The following is a 16,247-nucleotide window of genomic DNA, read 5'->3' as shown; positions in this document are numbered from 1 at the left end:
CATTATCCCTACTCATTATGTGTATTACCGTAAATTGATACGCTTTCCTTATGTTTTAATCCGACATAAACGAAACTCTGAGCAGGTGCCAAGGTGTCTACCTCTACGCGATTTGCCGTTGCCATCCATATTCTGACCAATATCACGCTGTGTCGTGGCCAGACGGTGCGTTCCGAAGACATCGCGCGCAGCGTCAACACGAATCCGACGGTAGTACGGCGCATCCTCGGCGCGCTGGCGGAGGCCGGGCTGACCTATTCACAGATGGGACAAGGCGGTGGGGCGCTGCTGGCGCGGCCGGCGGAAACGATCTCGCTGCTGGACGTGTATCGCGCGGTAGAGGATCAACCGTATTTCATGCTGCACCGTACCCGGCCTAACGATGCGTGCTATATCGGCCACGCCATTACCCCGGTGCTGGAGCAAGAATTTGCACGCGTCGGTCACGCGCTGGAAGCCAGCCTGGCGCAAACCAGCATCGCCGAAATGGCCGGGCAGGTCGAACGGTGCGCAGGCTATCCTTTTGTCCCTTGTTCACCGCAATATCAAGCGGATACGCAATAAAAAACCACGCAAATTCCCGCTACGCGCAGAGCATTTTTTGCATTGCGTTAATGTAATTGTGTAAGTTACATTAGCTCGCATCAAGTGTGATGTAGCTCACGTTTTAGACTGCCTCCCCACGATAATCGATCGATTGGCCGGAAACCTTTTCTTCCGGCGTAGATTCGCTGTGCTTATAAACCAGGAGAGAACGATGTTAGAAATGATTGAAAGCTTGGCCACCGTGGTGGTCCTGGTGCCGGTAATGGTGGCCGTCTTGCTCGGCGCGATTTACGGCCTGGGTGAAGTGTTCAACGTCTTTTCCGCTATCGGCAGAAAAAATAACGGCTGAATTTGAACGTCAGGGGACGCAACGCCCCCTGACGGAGGGTTACAATACCGTCGCCAGGAAGTTGCGCGTCCTCTCATGTCCCGGCGCATCCAGAACCTGCTGCACGCTGCCCGTTTCAACCACCTTTCCCTGATCCATAAAGACAATCTGGTCGGCCACTTCGCGGGCGAAGCCGATTTCGTGCGTGACCACCACCATGGTCATGCCCGAATGCGCCAAGTCTTTCATCACCTGCAGCACTTCGCCAACCAATTCAGGATCGAGGGCGGAGGTCGGTTCATCAAACAGCAACACCTGTGGGTTCATTGCCAGCGCGCGGGCGATGGCGACGCGCTGCTGCTGGCCGCCGGACAGTTCACGCGGCCAGGCGTTGATGCGATGTTCCAGCCCGACGCGGGTCAGCAGCTGTTTCGCCCGTTCCTGCACCTCGGCTTTTTTTTCCTTTTTCACCCGCAGCGGCGCGTCGCTGACGTTTTGCAACACGGTGCGGTGTGCAAACAAGTTGAACTGCTGAAATACCATGCCAATGCTTTTACGCTGTTCGGCCACCTCGGCTTCTTTCAGCTCGTACAGATGCCGGCCTTTTTGGCGATAGCCGATCAGCTGTTCGCCAACACGAATGGTGCCGCCGTCCAGCTTTTCCAGGTGGTTGATGCAGCGCAACAGGGTGGATTTGCCGGAGCCGGAAGGGCCGAGGATCACCGTTACCGAACCTGCCGGAATGGTCAGGCTGATGTTTTTCAACACGTCGGTGCCGGAAAAGGATTTCCGCACCCGGTTGATGTGGATAGATGCGCTCATTGTTCACCTCCCTGAGGGGCTTTGCGGTTGAGGAAGAACCGGCCGCTGCGCGTTGCCTGCGTGCCGCGGCCAAAATAGCGCTCCACGTAGTATTGACCAATCGACAGAATCGAAGTCATGGCCAGATACCACAGGGTGGCGACCAGCAGCAGCGGGATGACCTCGTAGGTGCGTTGGTAAATGATCTGCGCCGAATACAGCACGTCCTGCAGGGCAATCACCGACACCACCGCGGTGGTTTTCAACTGCCCGATCACCTCATTGCCCGCCGGCGGCAGGATGGTGCGCATCGCCTGCGGCAATACCACGCGCCACAGGATTTGCCCACGACGGTAGCCCAGCGCTTTGGCGGCTTCCAACTGGCCGCTGCCGACGCTTTGGATGCCTGCACGCACGATCTCCGCCGCATAGGCCGACTGATGCATCACCAGCGCAATCACCGCGGCGCTGAAGGTGCTGATAAGGGTATTGGTCGGTGCGCTGGCGACTTCGCCCAGAAACGGGATCCACAAGCTGATGCGGGGATAAAGCGCGGCGATGTTGTACCACAGGAACAGCTGTACCAGCATCGGCACTGCACGGAAGAACCAGGTGTAGAACCAGCTTACCGCCACCAATACCGGATTGGCCGACAGGCGCATCAGCGCCAGCAGCACGCCGCCGGCGAAGCCGAACACCACCGAAATTACCGTCAGCTTCAGCGTCATGAGCACGCCGTTGAGGATGGACGCCTCGGTAAGATTTTCCGCCACCACCGACCATTCAAAGCGCGGGTTGTGCAGCATGGAATTGACGATAACGCCGACGATCAGCAGTACAACCAGGGCGCTGAGCCAGCGCCCGTAATGCCGGTGGCCAACGATGCTCAGTTCCGCGTCGTCGACAGGGTATTGCCCACTCATTTTGCGATCTCTTCATTGATGCCGGCGGTTTTCACGGCACCAAAACCGATATCCCAGCCGTCGAGGATTTTCTGGTAGCTACCGTCGGCGATCAGCGAATTTAGCGCCGCCTGCACCGGTTTCACCAGTTCGGAGCCTTTCGGCAGGGCGATGGCCACCGTGGTACCGTCGATGTTGATATCACCGGCCAGCGTCAGCGGTTTGACGTGGGTGGCCTGGTAGCGCAGCCCTTCATACGGGCCGAAAAACATCGGCACGCGGCCGCTGATCACCGCCTGCACCCCGGCCGGACGGTCCGGGAAGATCGGCATGGTGATGGCCGGCTTGCCGGCGGCGACGCATTGATCGCTGGCCTGCTGCAGGCGGGTGATTTGCGAGGTACCTGCGCCGGCGCCGACGGTCTGGCCGCACAGCTGGGCCAGCTCGGTGTAAGGGCCAAGCGCAGCGTCTTTGCGGGCGATCAAGGCCAGTTTGGAAGCGTTGTAATAGCCGACGAAGTCCACCTGCTGGAAGCGCTTTTTGTTGGCGTCAATGTTGGCCAGCGCGACGTCATAACGGCCGGACTTCAGGCCGGGGATGATGTTGTCGAAACCGCCGGTGTCCTTCCAATGGATCGCCACGCCCAGGCGATCGGCAATTGCGCTCATCACGTCGATTTCACGCCCGGCCAGCGTTTTGTTGTCCGCCTGGTAAAAGGTGGTCGGCGGGGTGTTCGGGTTGGTGCCGGCAACGATATAGCCGGCCTTTTTGATAGCGTCAGGCAGGCTGTCGTGCAGCGCCGGATCGGCGGCAGCTTTCACCGCCGCCTTGAAGGGAACATCGCCTTCAGCGGCATGACCGGCGGCCAACGGCGCCAGCGTGGAGGAAGCCAACAGCAGGGACAGTACGGTGCGTTTGAATGTGTTTTTCATCATGATTTCCCTGCGGATTAAGCCGATTTTACGTTAGCGAAGTTGATTGCCGGTTCCGGCAGGCCCAGGTTTTCACGCAGGGTTGCATGCTGATACTCTTCACGGAACAGGCCACGGCGGCGCAGCTCCGGGATCACCAGCTCGACGAACAGTTCCAGTTGGTTGGGCAACACCGCCGGCATGATGTTGAAGCCGTCTGCGCCTTGCTGTTCCAGCCACAGCTGGAAGTCGTCGGCGATCTCTGCGGCGGTGCCTACCACCACGCGGTGGCCACGCGAACCGGCCGCGACGGCCGCCAGCTCGCGCAGCGTCAGGTTTTCCCGCGCGGCCAGATCGGTCAGCAGTTTCACGCGGCTTTGGCCGCCTTCGGTGGCGCCCACGTTCGGCACCGGGCCGTCCAGCGGGTAATCGCTCAAATCGAAGCCAAAGCGCGCCGACAGCTGCTCAATGCCGTTATCGATATCCACCAGTTGATTCAGCTGATACCAGGTTTCCTGCGCTTCTTCTTTGGTACGGCCGACAATCGGCATCACACCTGGCAGGATCAGCAGGTGGTCCGGGTTGCGGCCGGCGTCGGCCACGTATTTTTTCTGGCTGCGGTAGAAAGCTTGTCCTTCTTCCAGGCTGGCGGCGGCGGTGAACACCACTTCGGCGGTTTCCGCCGCCAACTGTTGGCCGGCCGGGGAAGAGCCGGCCTCAATGATCACTGGCCGCCCCTGCGGCGAGCGGGAAATATTCAGCGGGCCCTGCACCGAGAAATGCTTGCCCTTATGGTTGGCGGCGTGGATTTTCTCGTCGATAGCGTATACGCCATTTTGCTTATCGCGCACGATGGCGTCTTTTTCCCAGCCGTCCCACAGTTTGTAGCTGGCCTCGAGGAATTCCCGCGCCACTTCATAGCGTTCGGCGTGCGACGGCAGGTCTTCACGACTGAAATTGCGCGCCGCATCGCTGGAGAAAGAGGTCACCACGTTCCAGGCGGCGCGGCCGTGGCTGATATGGTCGATGGAGGCCATGGCGCGTGCCAGGTGGAAAGGTTGATCGAAAGTGGTGGAGGCGGTCGCCGCCAGCCCGATATGGCGGGTGTTAACCGCCAGCGCCGCCAGCAGCGTCAGCGGCTCCAGGCGTGACATCGTCGAGGGCAGGCGGTGCACGCTGGTTGCCAACGCGTCGCCGACGAAGAACATATCGAAGGTGCCTTCTTCGGCTTTTTTTGCGATCCAGGTGAACCAGTCGATATCGGTCGGTGAACCGCTGGCGCCTTGTGCGCGCCATCCTCCGATGTGGTGTCCCAGCGCCTGAACGAACAGGCCGAGACGGAGTTGGCGCGATGGTGTTAAAGGTGAAGTACTCATAATTATTCCTGTTTTATTATTAATTTAACAATGCAATCAGTCGCGGCAGCGCGCCAGGGGACATGAGGGCGCAGTCGCGGATAACGCTTTCGCCTTCGAGGCCCGGAAGCAGCTGCAGAATGGCGTGCAGCTTGGCGTCGAGGTCTGTCGGCCGGGCGGCGGTTTGCTTTCTTGTGACCATGTCACTTATTTGCCTTCCGTCCTGCAGCGTCAGGGTCAGGCGATGGAAGCGCATCTCCGGATCGAGCGCGTCCGGCGGGGCTGCGGGATCGACATGGCGCTCAACTTTTGCCGCCAGGGCGGCGATAGCCGCATCGACCGGCTGTTCGCCGTAATGCGTCAGCGGGACCTCGCCGTGGTATAGCGCATCGGCTATGACGTATTCGAGGCTAAAGCGCGCTTCCACACCGGTGGCCGGCTGGCGAATATAGGGTGCGGTATCTGCGCCGGGCGGAAAACTGACCTCAACCAGTGCGATCTCCGCAAGGGCGTCGCCTTGTTCCAGCAGCCGCGCGCGCAGGGCGAGCGCCGCCTCGGCCGCGCTGTGAGTGCCACCGCAGGTCGGATACCGCTTAAACTCCAGCCCCGGCTGCAGGATGCGCCAGGGCGTGCCCCAGTCGGCGGTCAGGCATTCCGGTTTTTGCCTGCCGCCGCCGTGGGAAGTCAGCAGGCTGTCCAGCACGCCCTCCGGTTGGCCGATGAAACCGGCCTGAGCCAGCAGGGCGGCATTGACCGCGTTGCGTGCCGCCAGCCCTGCGTGCAGCGGTTTGGCCGCCGAACCGAACTGGCTGCGCAGGCCCGCCGCCTGGGTGGCCGCCAGGCCGAGAGCAATCTGCGTTTGCCGCTGGTCAAGCTGCAGATAACGCGCCACGGCGGCGCAGGCGGCGACCGCGCCCAGGGTGGCGGTGCTGTGAAAACCCAGCACGTAATGTTGCGTGCCAGCGGCCAATCCCAGCCGGCCAGCGGCCTCTACGCCGATGACATAGGCGGTTAATAGCTCAGTGACATTGTCACTCTCACCGTTCAGCGCCAGCAGGGCGGAGAGCACTACGGTGCTAGGATGGCCACGCAGCGCAGGATGGTAATCATCGAAGTCCAACGAGTGGCTGACATAGCCATAGCGCAGTGCACGGTTCTCACTGCTGGTCGGCGGAAACGTCGTGCCGATCGCTGCCAGACCGGCATCGCTCAACGCCCCGCGGGCAATCGGCAATGCGCAGGCGAAGTAATCTTTCACGCCGCGGCGAGCGGCTGACAGGGCGGTTTGATCCGGCTGGCTGTTCAATATCAGATGAGCGAATTGGGCGGTTATCGATAATGACAAGGCGTTAACACCTGAATTTATAGATGGTTATGCACGAGTGCGGGGTGAAAGGTATTGTGTGGCGGTTTTCTTTGTCCCGAAAGAACGAACGGCGCTTCTATATCGCTGAATGGAATATCACGACGGCACTGCGCCGCCGTCAGGGCTGCTGGCAGGCGCGGCAGGCTGCGCTTTAGCTATTTTTGTGCAAAACAAAGCTGAATTTGTTCTAACACGGTAGAGGACTTAGGCTGAGAAAAGGCGAACGCTCATGATGTCGATAAATGCCCTGAGACGCGGTGTAAGATGTTTGCTTGAAGGCCAGAGGATTTTGAGACTGCCACTGTGTCGGCATTGGTCGCCAAGCACGGGTTGGAGCCGCTGCTGCTCCAGCGCCTGTCGCACCGCGAAATCGGGCAGGCAGGCGATGCCCAGGCCCTGTTCCGCCAGGTAAATCAGCGTATCGACGGTGTTGCATACCGTGCGCTTGCCCAGACCTTCGTCGAGCAGTTTATCTCCGCCCGCCACCGGCCAGGTCTCGACTTTGCCGGTGGTGGGGAATCTGTATAACAGGCAGGCGTGATCGCGGAGTTCTGCCGGCTGGCGGGGTATTCCCGCCCGGCGCAGATAGTCCGGCGCCGCCACTAGCTGTAGGTGAAACGTGCCCAGTTGGCGGCTCATTAAGCGAGAGTCCTCGGTATCGCCCACGCGGATCACCGCATCGAACCCTTCTTCAATCACCGCGACTCGACGGTCGGAAAAATCGGTTTCCAGCTCAATCTCCGGGTAACGCCGAACAAATTCCGCCAGCACCGGATTCAGCAGGCCGCCCACCAGCGGCAAACTGACACGCAGCTTGCCGCGCGGCGCGCTGTGCGTATCGCTGATTTCCCGTTCCGCCGCCGCCAATTCCTCCAGAATGCGTTGGCAGCGGTGCAGAAACAGCCGGCCTTCGGCGGTCAGGGTCATGCTGCGCGTGCTGCGGTGAAACAGGCGCGTGCCCAGCCGGTTTTCCAGGCGGGCGATGCTTTTCCCCACCGCGGAAGCGGAAATGCCGAGCACGCGCCCGGCCTCAACGAAACTCAGCGTCTCCGCGGCCTGCACAAAGACGCTTACCCCAGACAGATTATCCATTGCTTGCCCCATTACGGACGTGAGTGTCCGCTATGAAAGGAAATCTAGCCTGTTTTTTCGTTAATCGCCACGCCCTATGCTCGGTGGCGACAGCATGGGCTGACTACCTGGGGTAATAAAGATGAATGAATACGGATCCATCGCCAACGCGATTGACGGCGCGATAGAGAAAGCCTTACGCGAAAAACGATTGGTTGGCGCGGTCGTTTTGGTGGCGCAGGGCGGTGAGATTGTTTATCGACGCGCGGCGGGCATGGCAGATCGCGAAGCGGGCAAACCGATGGCGTGCAATACGCTGTTCAGGTTGGCTTCGGTGTCCAAACCGATCGTGTCCACGGCGGCGCTGGCGCTGATGGCACGAGGAGACATGCGGTTGGACGAGCCCGTTACCCGCTGGCTGCCGGATTTTCGCCCGCGGCTGGCGGACGGCACTGTCCCGTTGTTGACGCTGCGCCATTTGATGACCCACACCGCCGGGTTAAGCTACCGATTTTTCCAGCCGGAAGGGGGATTCTACGCTCAGTCGGCGGTCTCCGACGGTATGGATGACGCGTCCGTCAGCCTGCAGGAAAACGTGCGGCGCATTGCTTCCGCGCCGTTGTTGGCACCGCCCGGCGCGGAGTGGCGTTATTCCATCGCCACCGATGTGTTGGGCGCGGTTATTGAACGGGCGAGCGGCCTGCCGCTGGCGCAGGCGGTCAAAAAATGGGTGACCGGGCCGCTGGCGATGACGGATACCGATTTCCTGGCGGTGGACGCCGCGCGCCTGGCGGCCGCTTACGCTGACCATCCCGGCGAGCCACGCCGCCTGTGCCAGCCGGATCGTTTACCGTTCATCGACGGCAGCGCCGGTTTTCATCTGTCACCGGCGCGTGCGCTCGATCCGCAGGCGTATGCCTCCGGCGGGGCCGGCATGGTCGGATCGGCCGAGGATTTTCTGCGCCTGCTGGAAGCGTTGCGTCAGGGAGGAAAGCCGGTACTGCCAACCGAGTGGGTGGCGGCGCTGACCACCAACCAAATCGGCGATCTGCCGATGCCGTTTTGGCCAGGGCGCGGCTTCGGCCTGGGCATCACCGTGCTGAAAGATCCCGTCGCCGCGCAAACGCCGGAGTCCGTTGGCAGCTGGCGGATGGGCGGCACCTATGGCCACTCGTGGTTCGTCGATCCAGTCCGGCAGCTCAGCGTAGTGGCGTTTACCAACACGGCGCTGGAAGGAATGTCCGGCGCCTTTGTCGGCGAGATTTGTCAGGCGGTTTATGCCGCGATGGGAGCGAGGTGATGGGTCTGATGCCACCGATTTTCTTCCTCGCGCTGGGGCTGTTCGGCGTTTACTGCATCGAGTTCGGCGTGGTGGGCATTTTGCCGCTGATCATTGCACGGTATGGCATTTCCACGGCGCAGGCCGGCTGGCTGGTCGGGATCTTCGCCCTGACCATTGCGCTGCTCGGGCCGCTGTTGGTGCTGTTGGCGTCGCGGTTCAATCGCAAACGCATGCTGTTGATCGCGTTGACCGTGTTTGCGGCGGCCAGCGCGCTGTCCGCACAGGTGGACAGCTTCGCCATGCTCATGCTGCTGCGCATTGTGCCGGCGTTGTTTCATCCGATCTATTTTTCACTGGCCATGGTGGCGGCCGCGGCGCTTTATCCGCCGCATCAGGCCACCAAAGCAACCGCCTATGCGTTCATCGGCACCAGCATGGGCATGGTGCTGGGGATACCGTTGACGCAATGGATCGCCGGACAGTTCAGCTATGAAGCGTCGTTCAGGTTCTGTGCGTGGGTGAACCTTCTGGCGGCGCTGGGATTACTGTGGCGTTTGCCTGATGCGGCCGTACAGCGCCTCAGCTATGGCAAGCAGTTGGCGATCCTGCGCAGCGGTACGCTGTGGCTGAATATCACTACCTGCGTGCTGATCTTTGCCGCCATGTTTGCCGTCTATGCTTATGCGGCCGAGTACCTCAGCCGCGAAATCGGTCTCAGCGGCGGCGTCATCGGCTTTCTTCTGGTGGCGTTCGGTGTGGGCGGTGTCGTGGGCAACCTGTTGGCCGGCAGATGGCTGAGCCGCCATCGTGCGGTGACGGTGCTGCTGCATCCGATAGCCTTGATTGCGGCTTATGCGCTGCTGTATCGCTATGGCAGCGTGAATATTGGCTCGATGACGGCGCTTTGCCTGTATTGGGGAGCGGCGCACACCAGCGGTTTGATTGTCACGCAGATTTGGCTGACCTCCGAAGCCCCGCAAGCGCCGGCGTTCGCCACCGGGCTGTATATCGCCTTTATCAATCTGGGCGTGGCGCTGGGCTCGCTGGCGGGCGGCGGGTTTATTACCGCGTGGGGGCTACAGGGCAGCCTGCTGTGCGGAGCCTTGTTCGCCGCGCTGGCGGTGATTACGATCGCCGCCAGGCTGCGGTTGCAGCGGCAGGCTACCGTTGCGTTGCGTCGATCATCGCCATCACCTGCCGGAACATCGCGCTTTCCGCATCCGCCAGCTCGTTGACCAGCGTAAAGTGATTGCAGTGACGGTCGGCCAGCAGCTGGACGTCGAGGCCATGCGCCCGGCAAGCGTCATAATAGGCCTGCGTCTGGTTTTTGAAACCTTGCGTTTCCCGTTGGCCGACGTCGAGCAGGATCTGCGGCGCATGGTCTTTCGCCGGCAGTAAAAACAGCGGGCTGAGGGTTTGCGCCTGCTCGGGCGTCAGGTGCAACCAGTCGTTGATGTAGATATCGCACAGCGGGCGCAGATCGTAGAGGCCGCTCAGCGCCAGCGCGCCTTTGATCGCGTCGGGCGGCAGGCGATAGCGTTGCTGCCAACCGTCGGCGATCAGCATGCCGCACAGGTGACCGCCGGCCGAACTGCCGCTGACGAAAATGCGCGCCGGATCGATGCCGAAGGGTGCCCCGTGATGATAGATCCAGGCGACGGCGCTGCGCACCTCATGTACGATCTCCGCGAGCGTCGCTTCCGGCGCCAGCGTGTATTCCAGCGTGGCGACCGCCACGCCGCGGCGGGCGAACGCGGCGGCCATCGAACAGGCTTCCTCTTTGCGCTGTGAATGCCAATAGCCGCCATGAATAAAGATCAGCAGCGGGGCGGGTTGTGCGCTGGCCGGGAACAGGTCGAGGCGCTCGGCGGCGCTCATGCCGTAGCGCAGATCGTAAATGCCCGGCGTCTGGGCCTTGGCGCGCTGGGCCAGCGCGGCGTATTCCGCCATGCAGGCGTCAAAATCCTCCACCGAAGCGCGGGCATTGTATTGCACGGCGCGTGCGTTCAGGTCTTCAAACGTCAGATCGATGTTCATGCGTTTCTCCGGATTGTTATGCGTTATGTCTTCATCATCATCGTCCCACAGGCGAAAAGATGTTTGATCGCCGGTGCGCACAATTGCGGCTTCTCCATTGCTGTTATCTGCTGTATATTGCTGTTTTATGCTTTTTACGGCGGAATAAGCCCATGCACAAAGCGGCACGACAGCGCCATTTACTGGATTTGCTCAGCGAACGCGGGCAGGCGGCGGTGGCGGAATTGGCCGGCGCCATCGGCGTTTCGGTCGATACCGTGCGCCGCGATCTGGCCGATCTCGAGCGGCAAGGGTTGGCGCAGAAAAATCACGGCGGGGCGATCGCGCTCGAACCGTCCGGCATGCCACGTCAGGCGCGCGCGGCGCTGTTGCCGCAGATCAAGCAGCGGCTCGGCCGCGCGGTGGCTGCGCAGATCCCGCCCGGCAGCACCCTGATGCTGGATGCGGGCAGTACGCTGTTGGCGGTGGCGCAGGCGTTGCGCGGCCCGGCGACGGTGATCACCGCTTCGCTGGATATCGCGCAGTGCCTGAGCGACAGGCCGGAGATTAACCTGATCCTGCTTGGCGGCCAGTGGGATGTGCGTCAGCGGCTATTCGCCGGCAGCGCCACGCTGGCGTTGCTGGCGCGCTACCGCGCGGACATCGCCTTACTGGGCGCCTGTGCGGTGCATCCCCAGTTGGGACTGAGCGCCGGCGAAGAGGCCGATGCAGAGGTCAAACGCGCCATGTTGGCCAACAGCGGCGAGCGCTGGCTGGTGGCCGACCATATGAAACTGGACCGCTGCGAGCCGCATCACGTTGCGGATCTGGCGCAGATCCAACGTCTGTTTACCGATCGCCCGTGGGACAACCTGGACGAACAATCATTGATTGAACTTTGTGTCGTCGCCGACGACCGCTAGAGGAGAACACTGATGAACGATACTGCTCGACCGTTGCAGGTGGCGCTGATTGGCTACGGCTTTGTCGGCAAGGCGTTTCACGCGCCGCTGATTAACGCGGTGCCGGGGCTGGAACTGAGCGTGGTGGCTTCGCGCGATGCCGCCAAGGTGCATGCCGATCTGCCGCACGTGCAGGTGATCGCCGATCCGCTGGAGGCCATCCGCCGGCCGGAGGTGGATTTGGTGGTGATCGCATCGCCGAACGACACCCATGCGCCGCTGGCGCTGGCCGCACTGGAGGCGGGCAAGCACGTGGTGGTGGATAAGCCGTTTACGCTGGATTTGGCGCAGGCGCGTACGCTGATTGCGGCGGCGGAAAAACACGATCGCCTGTTGTCGGTATTCCAGAACCGCCGCTGGGACAGCGATTTCCTGGGCGTGAAGCAAGTGATCGAACAGGGGCTGATCGGCAAGGTGACGCACTTTGAGTCGCACATCGATCGTTACCGCCCAGAAGTGCGGGTGCGCTGGCGCGAGCAGAACCTGCCGGGCAGCGGGCTGTGGTTTGATCTGGGGCCACACATGGTCGATCAGGCGCTGCAGCTGTTCGGTTTACCGCACAGCGTGCAGGCCAACATCGCTACGCTGCGCCCCAACGCGCAGATTAACGACTGGGCCCACGTGGTGCTCAACTACCCGACGCACCGCGTGATCCTGCACGGCAGCATGCTGGTGGCGGGCGGCGTCTCACGCTTTACCGTGCACGGCGAGAAAGGCAGCGTGGTCAAAGCGCGCGCCGACGGGCAGGAGAGCCAACTGCTGGCTGGCGTGACGCCGGGCTCGGCGGAGTGGGGCAAAGACGACGATGCGATGAGCCTGTTTATCGGCACGGAGCCGGTGCGTACGCTGCCGACGCCGGATGGCGACCAGCGTCAATATTACGTCCAGGTGCGCGACGCGCTGCGCGGCGCCGGCAGCAATCCGGTTACCGCACCGCAGGCGCTGGCGGTAATGGCGGTGCTGGAGGCGGCCACCCTGGCGGCGGAAACCGGTGTGACTCAGCCGTTGCCGCTCACCGAGGCGGAAATCGCCGCCTGGTAACGGCTCGCGTCAGATAAGGCGTCAGGCGCATGGATACAGTGCACACCGTGCGTCTTCCGCCATCCTACCTCCTGACATAGGCTAATCCTCAGTCTATGTCAGGAGTGCTTATCATGTTATCCCATCCTTCGCCGCAGGGCGTCCGCGGCATACTGGCCGCACTGTCTTTGAGCATGCTGCTGTCATCGCTCGGCATCAGCATCGCCAATGTCGGGCTGCCGGCGCTCGCCACCGCGTTCCATGCCTCGTTCCAAGCGGTGCAGTGGGTATTGCTCTGTTATTTGCTGGCCGTCACCACCTGCATCATCGGCATCGGCCGCTTGGGCGACAGCCTCAATCGCCGCCGCCTGCTGCTGGCGGGCATCGCGCTGTTTACCGCCGCTTCGTTGGCTTGTGCGTTGGCTCCGCAGCTTTGGCTGCTGCTGGCGGCGCGCCTGGCGCAGGGGCTGGGGGGCGCAGTCATGATGTCAATCGCCATGGCGCTGGCGGGCGAGGCGCTGGGCACGGAAAAAATCGGCCGCGCGATGGGGCTGCTCGGCACTATGTCGGCCGTGGGCACCGCGCTGGGGCCGTCGTTGGGCGGCGCGCTGATCGTCGGTTTCGGCTGGCGGGCGATGTTCCTGATCAACCTGCCGCTGGGGCTGCTGGCGCTGTGGCTCGCCTGGCGATACTTGCCGAATGGGCCGCGCGCGGCAGCGCCCCCGGAACCGTTCGATCGCGCCGGTACGCTGCTGCTGGGCGGCGCATTGCTCTGCTATTCACTGGCGATGACCCTTGGGCGCGGCAATTTTGGCGCGCTCAACCTGGCGTTGATGCTGGGGGCGCTGTTGGCGGGGGCGCTGTTCATCGGTGTGGAACGCCGCGCCGTATCGCCGCTGTTGGCGCCGACGCTGTTCCGCCATCCGGCCCTGACGGCGGGGCTGGCGGCCAGCGCGCTGGTGATGACGGTGATGACCGCCACGCTGGTGGTCGGGCCGTTCTATCTGTCACGCGCGCTGGGGTTAAGCGCTGCGCAGGTCGGGCTGGTGATGTCGGCGGGGCCGGCGGTGGCGATCCTGACCGGCATACCGGCCGGTTATCTGGTGGATCGTTTTGGCTCGCAGCGCATCGCCCAGTTTGGGCTGGCGGCGGTGGCAGCCGGGGCGGCATTGCTGTCGTTGCTTAACCGCTGGGGCGTGCTCGGCTATATCGCCCCCATCGCGCTGCTGACCGCCGGCTATGCGCTGTTTCAGGTGGCCAACAACACCATGCTGATGAAGGATCTGTTTCCTGAACGGCGCGGGCTGATCGCCGGCATGGTGAACCTGGCGCGCAATCTCGGGGCGATCACCGGCGCTTCGGCGATGGGGGCGCTGTTTTATCTGGCTTCGCAGCAGGTGGCGGGTACTGCGGCGGCGGCCGCGGTTGACGGCATGCGGGTGACTTACGGCGTGGCGGCGCTGTTGGCGCTGGCTGCGTTGCTCATCGCCTTCGGCGGCCGCCGACGGATGCTGCGTTACGATGCGCGCTGAACCGCGTAGCGTTCTTGCACGAAACCATTGTCCGACTGGGTGACGGCGAGCAGGCGCAGGCGTTGCTCCGGGCCATCGGCGCCGAACAAGGGAATGCCGCCACCCAGCAGCAGCGGCACGCGGGTAATCGTCAGTTCGTCGATCAATCCGGCCTGCAAGAAACGCTGTACGGTCTGGCCGCCGTCGATATACAGGTGACCGCAGCCTTGCTCGGCCAACTGCTCCACGATGGCCGCCGGTTCGCCATTCATCCAGCGAACGTGGCCTGTCTCGTGCGGCGAGGGCGGCTGCGTCGACAGCACCACCACCGGCAGGTCACCATAGGGCCATTCGGGAAAGGCGCGGACTTTTTCATAGGTATGGCGCCCCATTACCAGTGCGTCGATGTCGGCGATAAATGCCTCATAACTCAGGCCGTTTAGCAACGAAACCGCGTACTCGGGGCGCAGCAGCCAGTCGATGTCGCCGTCCGCGCCGGCGATGAATCCGTCTACGCTGGTGGCGATATAAACCGAACATTTCATCAGGCGAGATCTCCCCGGTACACCACATGGACCTTGTTGCCGTCGGGGTCGCGCAGGTAAGCGCCGTAATAGCCCTTGCCGTAATGCGCGCGTTCGCCGGGCTCACCTTCACTGCTGCCGCCCGCCAGCAGGCCAGCAGCGTAGGCGCGTTTAACCTCCAGCTCATCGGCGGCGAGAAAGGCCAGCATGCTGCCGTTGCCAGCGCTGGCTGGCTGCCTGTCGAAGGGTTGGTAAGCATAGAAACGCGGCAGCGTTTGGCCCGGCTTCACCCAGCAGCGGGCAGCGGGACCGCCGTCCGGCGTCACTTCCCGCCGCTGTAATCCCAGCGGCAACAGAATGGCGTCGTAGAAGGCGGCGGCGGCGTCCAGATCGCTGACGCCGACGGTAATATGGCTGAACATGGCGCTTCCTTTCCGAAGAGAGAGTATGAACGCAAACAGTAGCAGCGATATTGCAGAATGGACAGACCGTAACGGAGGATTCGGATTAGGGACGCGCGCAGGAGCAACGCGCGCTTCACAGTAGGCGGAACAGGCAGCCGCTCAATTGCTTTCGACGCGTGGATTGGCGTGAGTCGGCTGGCTGGGATAGTCAACCTGATGCTTGTGCAGATAATCGCGGATCAGCTGGCGTACCACCTGGGAAGGAGTGACGTCCTGCTGTAGGCACAGTTCTTCCAGAGCTTTCTTCTTGTCCGGGTCAATCAGCACCGTTAGCCGCGCCGTTTTCTTTTCCATCAGGATCCTCCAGAGAATGATAACTGAATGATAATACCACGTGGGCGAAGCGGCCAGCCAGACCGCGTCGCCTCTCGTCTTTAGCGGAAATGCAGCCGCTCTATTTTGCGTGACAGGTAGCCGAGTTCGCAGTTGAACAGCTCGCCGCTGCCGGCGGCCAGGTTGCGCAGCGCGCTCAGCGGCAATGTCACCTGGGCCGGCGTGGCGTAAATGATCACGTTGCCGCTGGGGGCGACGCAAAACAATACGGTGCCGAATATCCGGTGCAGGCTGTGGTACAGCAGGCTGTTTTCGTCGGGCAGATCGTGGTAATTCAGCACCAGCCAGCCCCCGTCGTTCAGCCGCGCGGCGCAGTTTTCCAGGAATGTCTGGGTGCCTTGCTGCGGATCCATGGCGAACGCCGAATAGAGATCGGAGAAGATCAGATCGTAACGCGTCTCGGCGGGCGGGCGCACAAAGTCCATGGCGTCGGCGGTGCGCAGGCTGATGGTGTCGGTGGCCGGCAGCGTAAAATAGCGGCGTGCGACGGCGATCACCGCAGCGCGCAGCTCGACGACGTCGAGGCGCATCGCCGGATCGAGCGCGTGCAGCGCACGCAGCAAGCTGCCGCCGCCCAACCCCAAAATCAACGCCGAGGCCGGCGGCTGCCAGGCCACCGCCATCAGCATCGCTTTGATGTAGTTGTGGATCGGCTGCGCGGGGTTGCTGAGGCTCATCTTGCTCTGTTCGCAGATGCCGTCAAACCGCAGCGTGCGGTAGTCCTTGTGGTCGGAAACGATGATTTCGCCCCAGGCGTCGGTTTCGCGAGCGATCACCTGGCCGCGCGGAGAGAAATCAAGGGTTTTGAGTAAGCTGTCAACCAGAGACATGGTATTCGCAGGGCTCCTTCGGCAA

General features: G+C 62.2%; 18 protein-coding genes. 7 read left to right on the top strand and 11 right to left on the bottom strand.

The genetic code is table 11. The features are described 5' to 3' along the window. Positions 1-93 precede the first annotated feature (93 nt). Both ACJ8HA_RS06015 and ACJ8HA_RS06010 read left to right on the top strand, forming a co-directional pair. Positions 94-564: an Rrf2 family transcriptional regulator gene (locus ACJ8HA_RS06015; protein WP_025302788.1), complete on the top strand. Its 471-nt coding sequence runs from the start codon at positions 94-96 to the stop codon at positions 562-564. A gap of 193 nt (positions 565-757) precedes the next feature. Further along, positions 758-895: an AcrZ family multidrug efflux pump-associated protein gene (locus tag ACJ8HA_RS06010; RefSeq protein ID WP_016927779.1), complete on the top strand. Its 138-nt coding sequence runs from the start codon at positions 758-760 to the stop codon at positions 893-895. Positions 896-934: 39 nt separating this feature from the next. On the opposite strand, the gene ACJ8HA_RS06005 is transcribed toward ACJ8HA_RS06010, so the two are convergent. The 6 genes from ACJ8HA_RS06005 to ACJ8HA_RS05980 all read right to left on the bottom strand — a co-directional run bounded on the left by ACJ8HA_RS06005 (position 935) and on the right by ACJ8HA_RS05980 (position 7,301). After that, the gene (locus ACJ8HA_RS06005; RefSeq protein WP_025302789.1) at positions 935-1,696 is read right to left on the bottom strand and encodes an amino acid ABC transporter ATP-binding protein; all 762 of its coding nucleotides are present in this window, start codon (positions 1,694-1,696) and stop codon (positions 935-937) included. Beyond that, positions 1,693-2,598, bottom strand: a complete 906-nt coding sequence (locus ACJ8HA_RS06000) for an amino acid ABC transporter permease (protein WP_025302790.1) — start codon at positions 2,596-2,598, stop codon at positions 1,693-1,695. The genes ACJ8HA_RS06005 and ACJ8HA_RS06000 overlap by 4 nt, the downstream gene beginning before the upstream one ends. Beyond that, complete coding sequence (locus ACJ8HA_RS05995; protein ID WP_049204005.1) at positions 2,595-3,509, bottom strand: ABC transporter substrate-binding protein; 915 nt, start codon at positions 3,507-3,509, stop codon at positions 2,595-2,597. The genes ACJ8HA_RS06000 and ACJ8HA_RS05995 overlap by 4 nt, the downstream gene beginning before the upstream one ends. A 17-nt stretch (positions 3,510-3,526) precedes the next feature. Beyond that, positions 3,527-4,864 (bottom strand): LLM class flavin-dependent oxidoreductase, encoded by a 1,338-nt coding sequence (locus ACJ8HA_RS05990; protein WP_060447190.1) that lies wholly within the window; start codon positions 4,862-4,864, stop codon positions 3,527-3,529. A 19-nt stretch (positions 4,865-4,883) separates the two neighbouring features. Continuing rightward, positions 4,884-6,188, bottom strand: a complete 1,305-nt coding sequence (locus ACJ8HA_RS05985; protein ID WP_049207674.1) for an MmgE/PrpD family protein — start codon at positions 6,186-6,188, stop codon at positions 4,884-4,886. Positions 6,189-6,413: 225 nt separating this feature from the next. Continuing rightward, on the bottom strand, positions 6,414-7,301 hold the full coding sequence (locus tag ACJ8HA_RS05980) for a LysR family transcriptional regulator (protein WP_049295579.1): 888 nt from the start codon (positions 7,299-7,301) through the stop codon (positions 6,414-6,416). A gap of 121 nt (positions 7,302-7,422) precedes the next feature. On the opposite strand from ACJ8HA_RS05980, the gene ACJ8HA_RS05975 reads away from it, so the two are divergent. Beyond that, positions 7,423-8,580 carry a serine hydrolase domain-containing protein gene (locus tag ACJ8HA_RS05975; protein ID WP_197758711.1) on the top strand — a complete coding sequence of 386 codons (1,158 nt, stop codon included), beginning with the start codon at positions 7,423-7,425 and terminating at the stop codon, positions 8,578-8,580. Continuing rightward, positions 8,580-9,797 (top strand): MFS transporter, encoded by a 1,218-nt coding sequence (locus ACJ8HA_RS05970; RefSeq protein WP_197758713.1) that lies wholly within the window; start codon positions 8,580-8,582, stop codon positions 9,795-9,797. Before ACJ8HA_RS05975 ends, ACJ8HA_RS05970 begins: the two co-directional genes overlap by 1 nt. Here the strand turns inward: ACJ8HA_RS05970 and ACJ8HA_RS05965 are convergent. Continuing rightward, the gene (locus ACJ8HA_RS05965) at positions 9,724-10,599 is read right to left on the bottom strand and encodes an alpha/beta hydrolase (protein ID WP_149570028.1); all 876 of its coding nucleotides are present in this window, start codon (positions 10,597-10,599) and stop codon (positions 9,724-9,726) included. The two genes, ACJ8HA_RS05970 and ACJ8HA_RS05965, sit on opposite strands and share 74 nt — an antisense overlap. Positions 10,600-10,751: 152 nt before the next feature. On the opposite strand from ACJ8HA_RS05965, the gene ACJ8HA_RS05960 reads away from it, so the two are divergent. The 3 genes from ACJ8HA_RS05960 to ACJ8HA_RS05950 all read left to right on the top strand — a co-directional run bounded on the left by ACJ8HA_RS05960 (position 10,752) and on the right by ACJ8HA_RS05950 (position 14,092). After that, positions 10,752-11,501, top strand: coding sequence for a DeoR/GlpR family DNA-binding transcription regulator (locus ACJ8HA_RS05960; protein WP_025302798.1), 750 nt, complete (start codon positions 10,752-10,754; stop codon positions 11,499-11,501). A 12-nt stretch (positions 11,502-11,513) separates the two neighbouring features. Then, positions 11,514-12,581, top strand: a complete 1,068-nt coding sequence (locus tag ACJ8HA_RS05955; RefSeq protein ID WP_025302799.1) for an oxidoreductase — start codon at positions 11,514-11,516, stop codon at positions 12,579-12,581. A gap of 113 nt (positions 12,582-12,694) precedes the next feature. Continuing rightward, complete coding sequence (locus ACJ8HA_RS05950) at positions 12,695-14,092, top strand: MFS transporter (RefSeq protein WP_049204010.1); 1,398 nt, start codon at positions 12,695-12,697, stop codon at positions 14,090-14,092. On the opposite strand, the gene ACJ8HA_RS05945 is transcribed toward ACJ8HA_RS05950, so the two are convergent. From ACJ8HA_RS05945 to ACJ8HA_RS05930, 4 genes are all read right to left on the bottom strand, one after another. After that, a complete protein-coding gene (locus ACJ8HA_RS05945; RefSeq protein WP_197812634.1) occupies positions 14,077-14,616 on the bottom strand; it encodes a dihydrofolate reductase family protein in 540 nt (179 codons plus the stop codon). The genes ACJ8HA_RS05950 and ACJ8HA_RS05945 overlap by 16 nt on opposite strands. Next, a complete protein-coding gene (locus ACJ8HA_RS05940; RefSeq protein WP_025302802.1) occupies positions 14,616-15,017 on the bottom strand; it encodes a VOC family protein in 402 nt (133 codons plus the stop codon). The genes ACJ8HA_RS05945 and ACJ8HA_RS05940 overlap by 1 nt, the downstream gene beginning before the upstream one ends. Positions 15,018-15,158: 141 nt before the next feature. Then, a complete protein-coding gene (locus ACJ8HA_RS05935) occupies positions 15,159-15,353 on the bottom strand; it encodes a ribbon-helix-helix protein, CopG family (RefSeq protein WP_004928567.1) in 195 nt (64 codons plus the stop codon). An 80-nt stretch (positions 15,354-15,433) separates the two neighbouring features. Next, complete coding sequence (locus ACJ8HA_RS05930; protein ID WP_049204011.1) at positions 15,434-16,222, bottom strand: spermidine synthase; 789 nt, start codon at positions 16,220-16,222, stop codon at positions 15,434-15,436. Positions 16,223-16,247 lie beyond the last annotated feature (25 nt).

The organism is Serratia sp. CY33802, from assembly GCF_052169095.1.
Lineage (GTDB): Bacteria > Pseudomonadota > Gammaproteobacteria > Enterobacterales > Enterobacteriaceae > Serratia > Serratia bockelmannii.
Note: the sequence above shows the minus strand (reverse complement) of the source record. Positions and strands in the feature narration are given on the sequence as shown.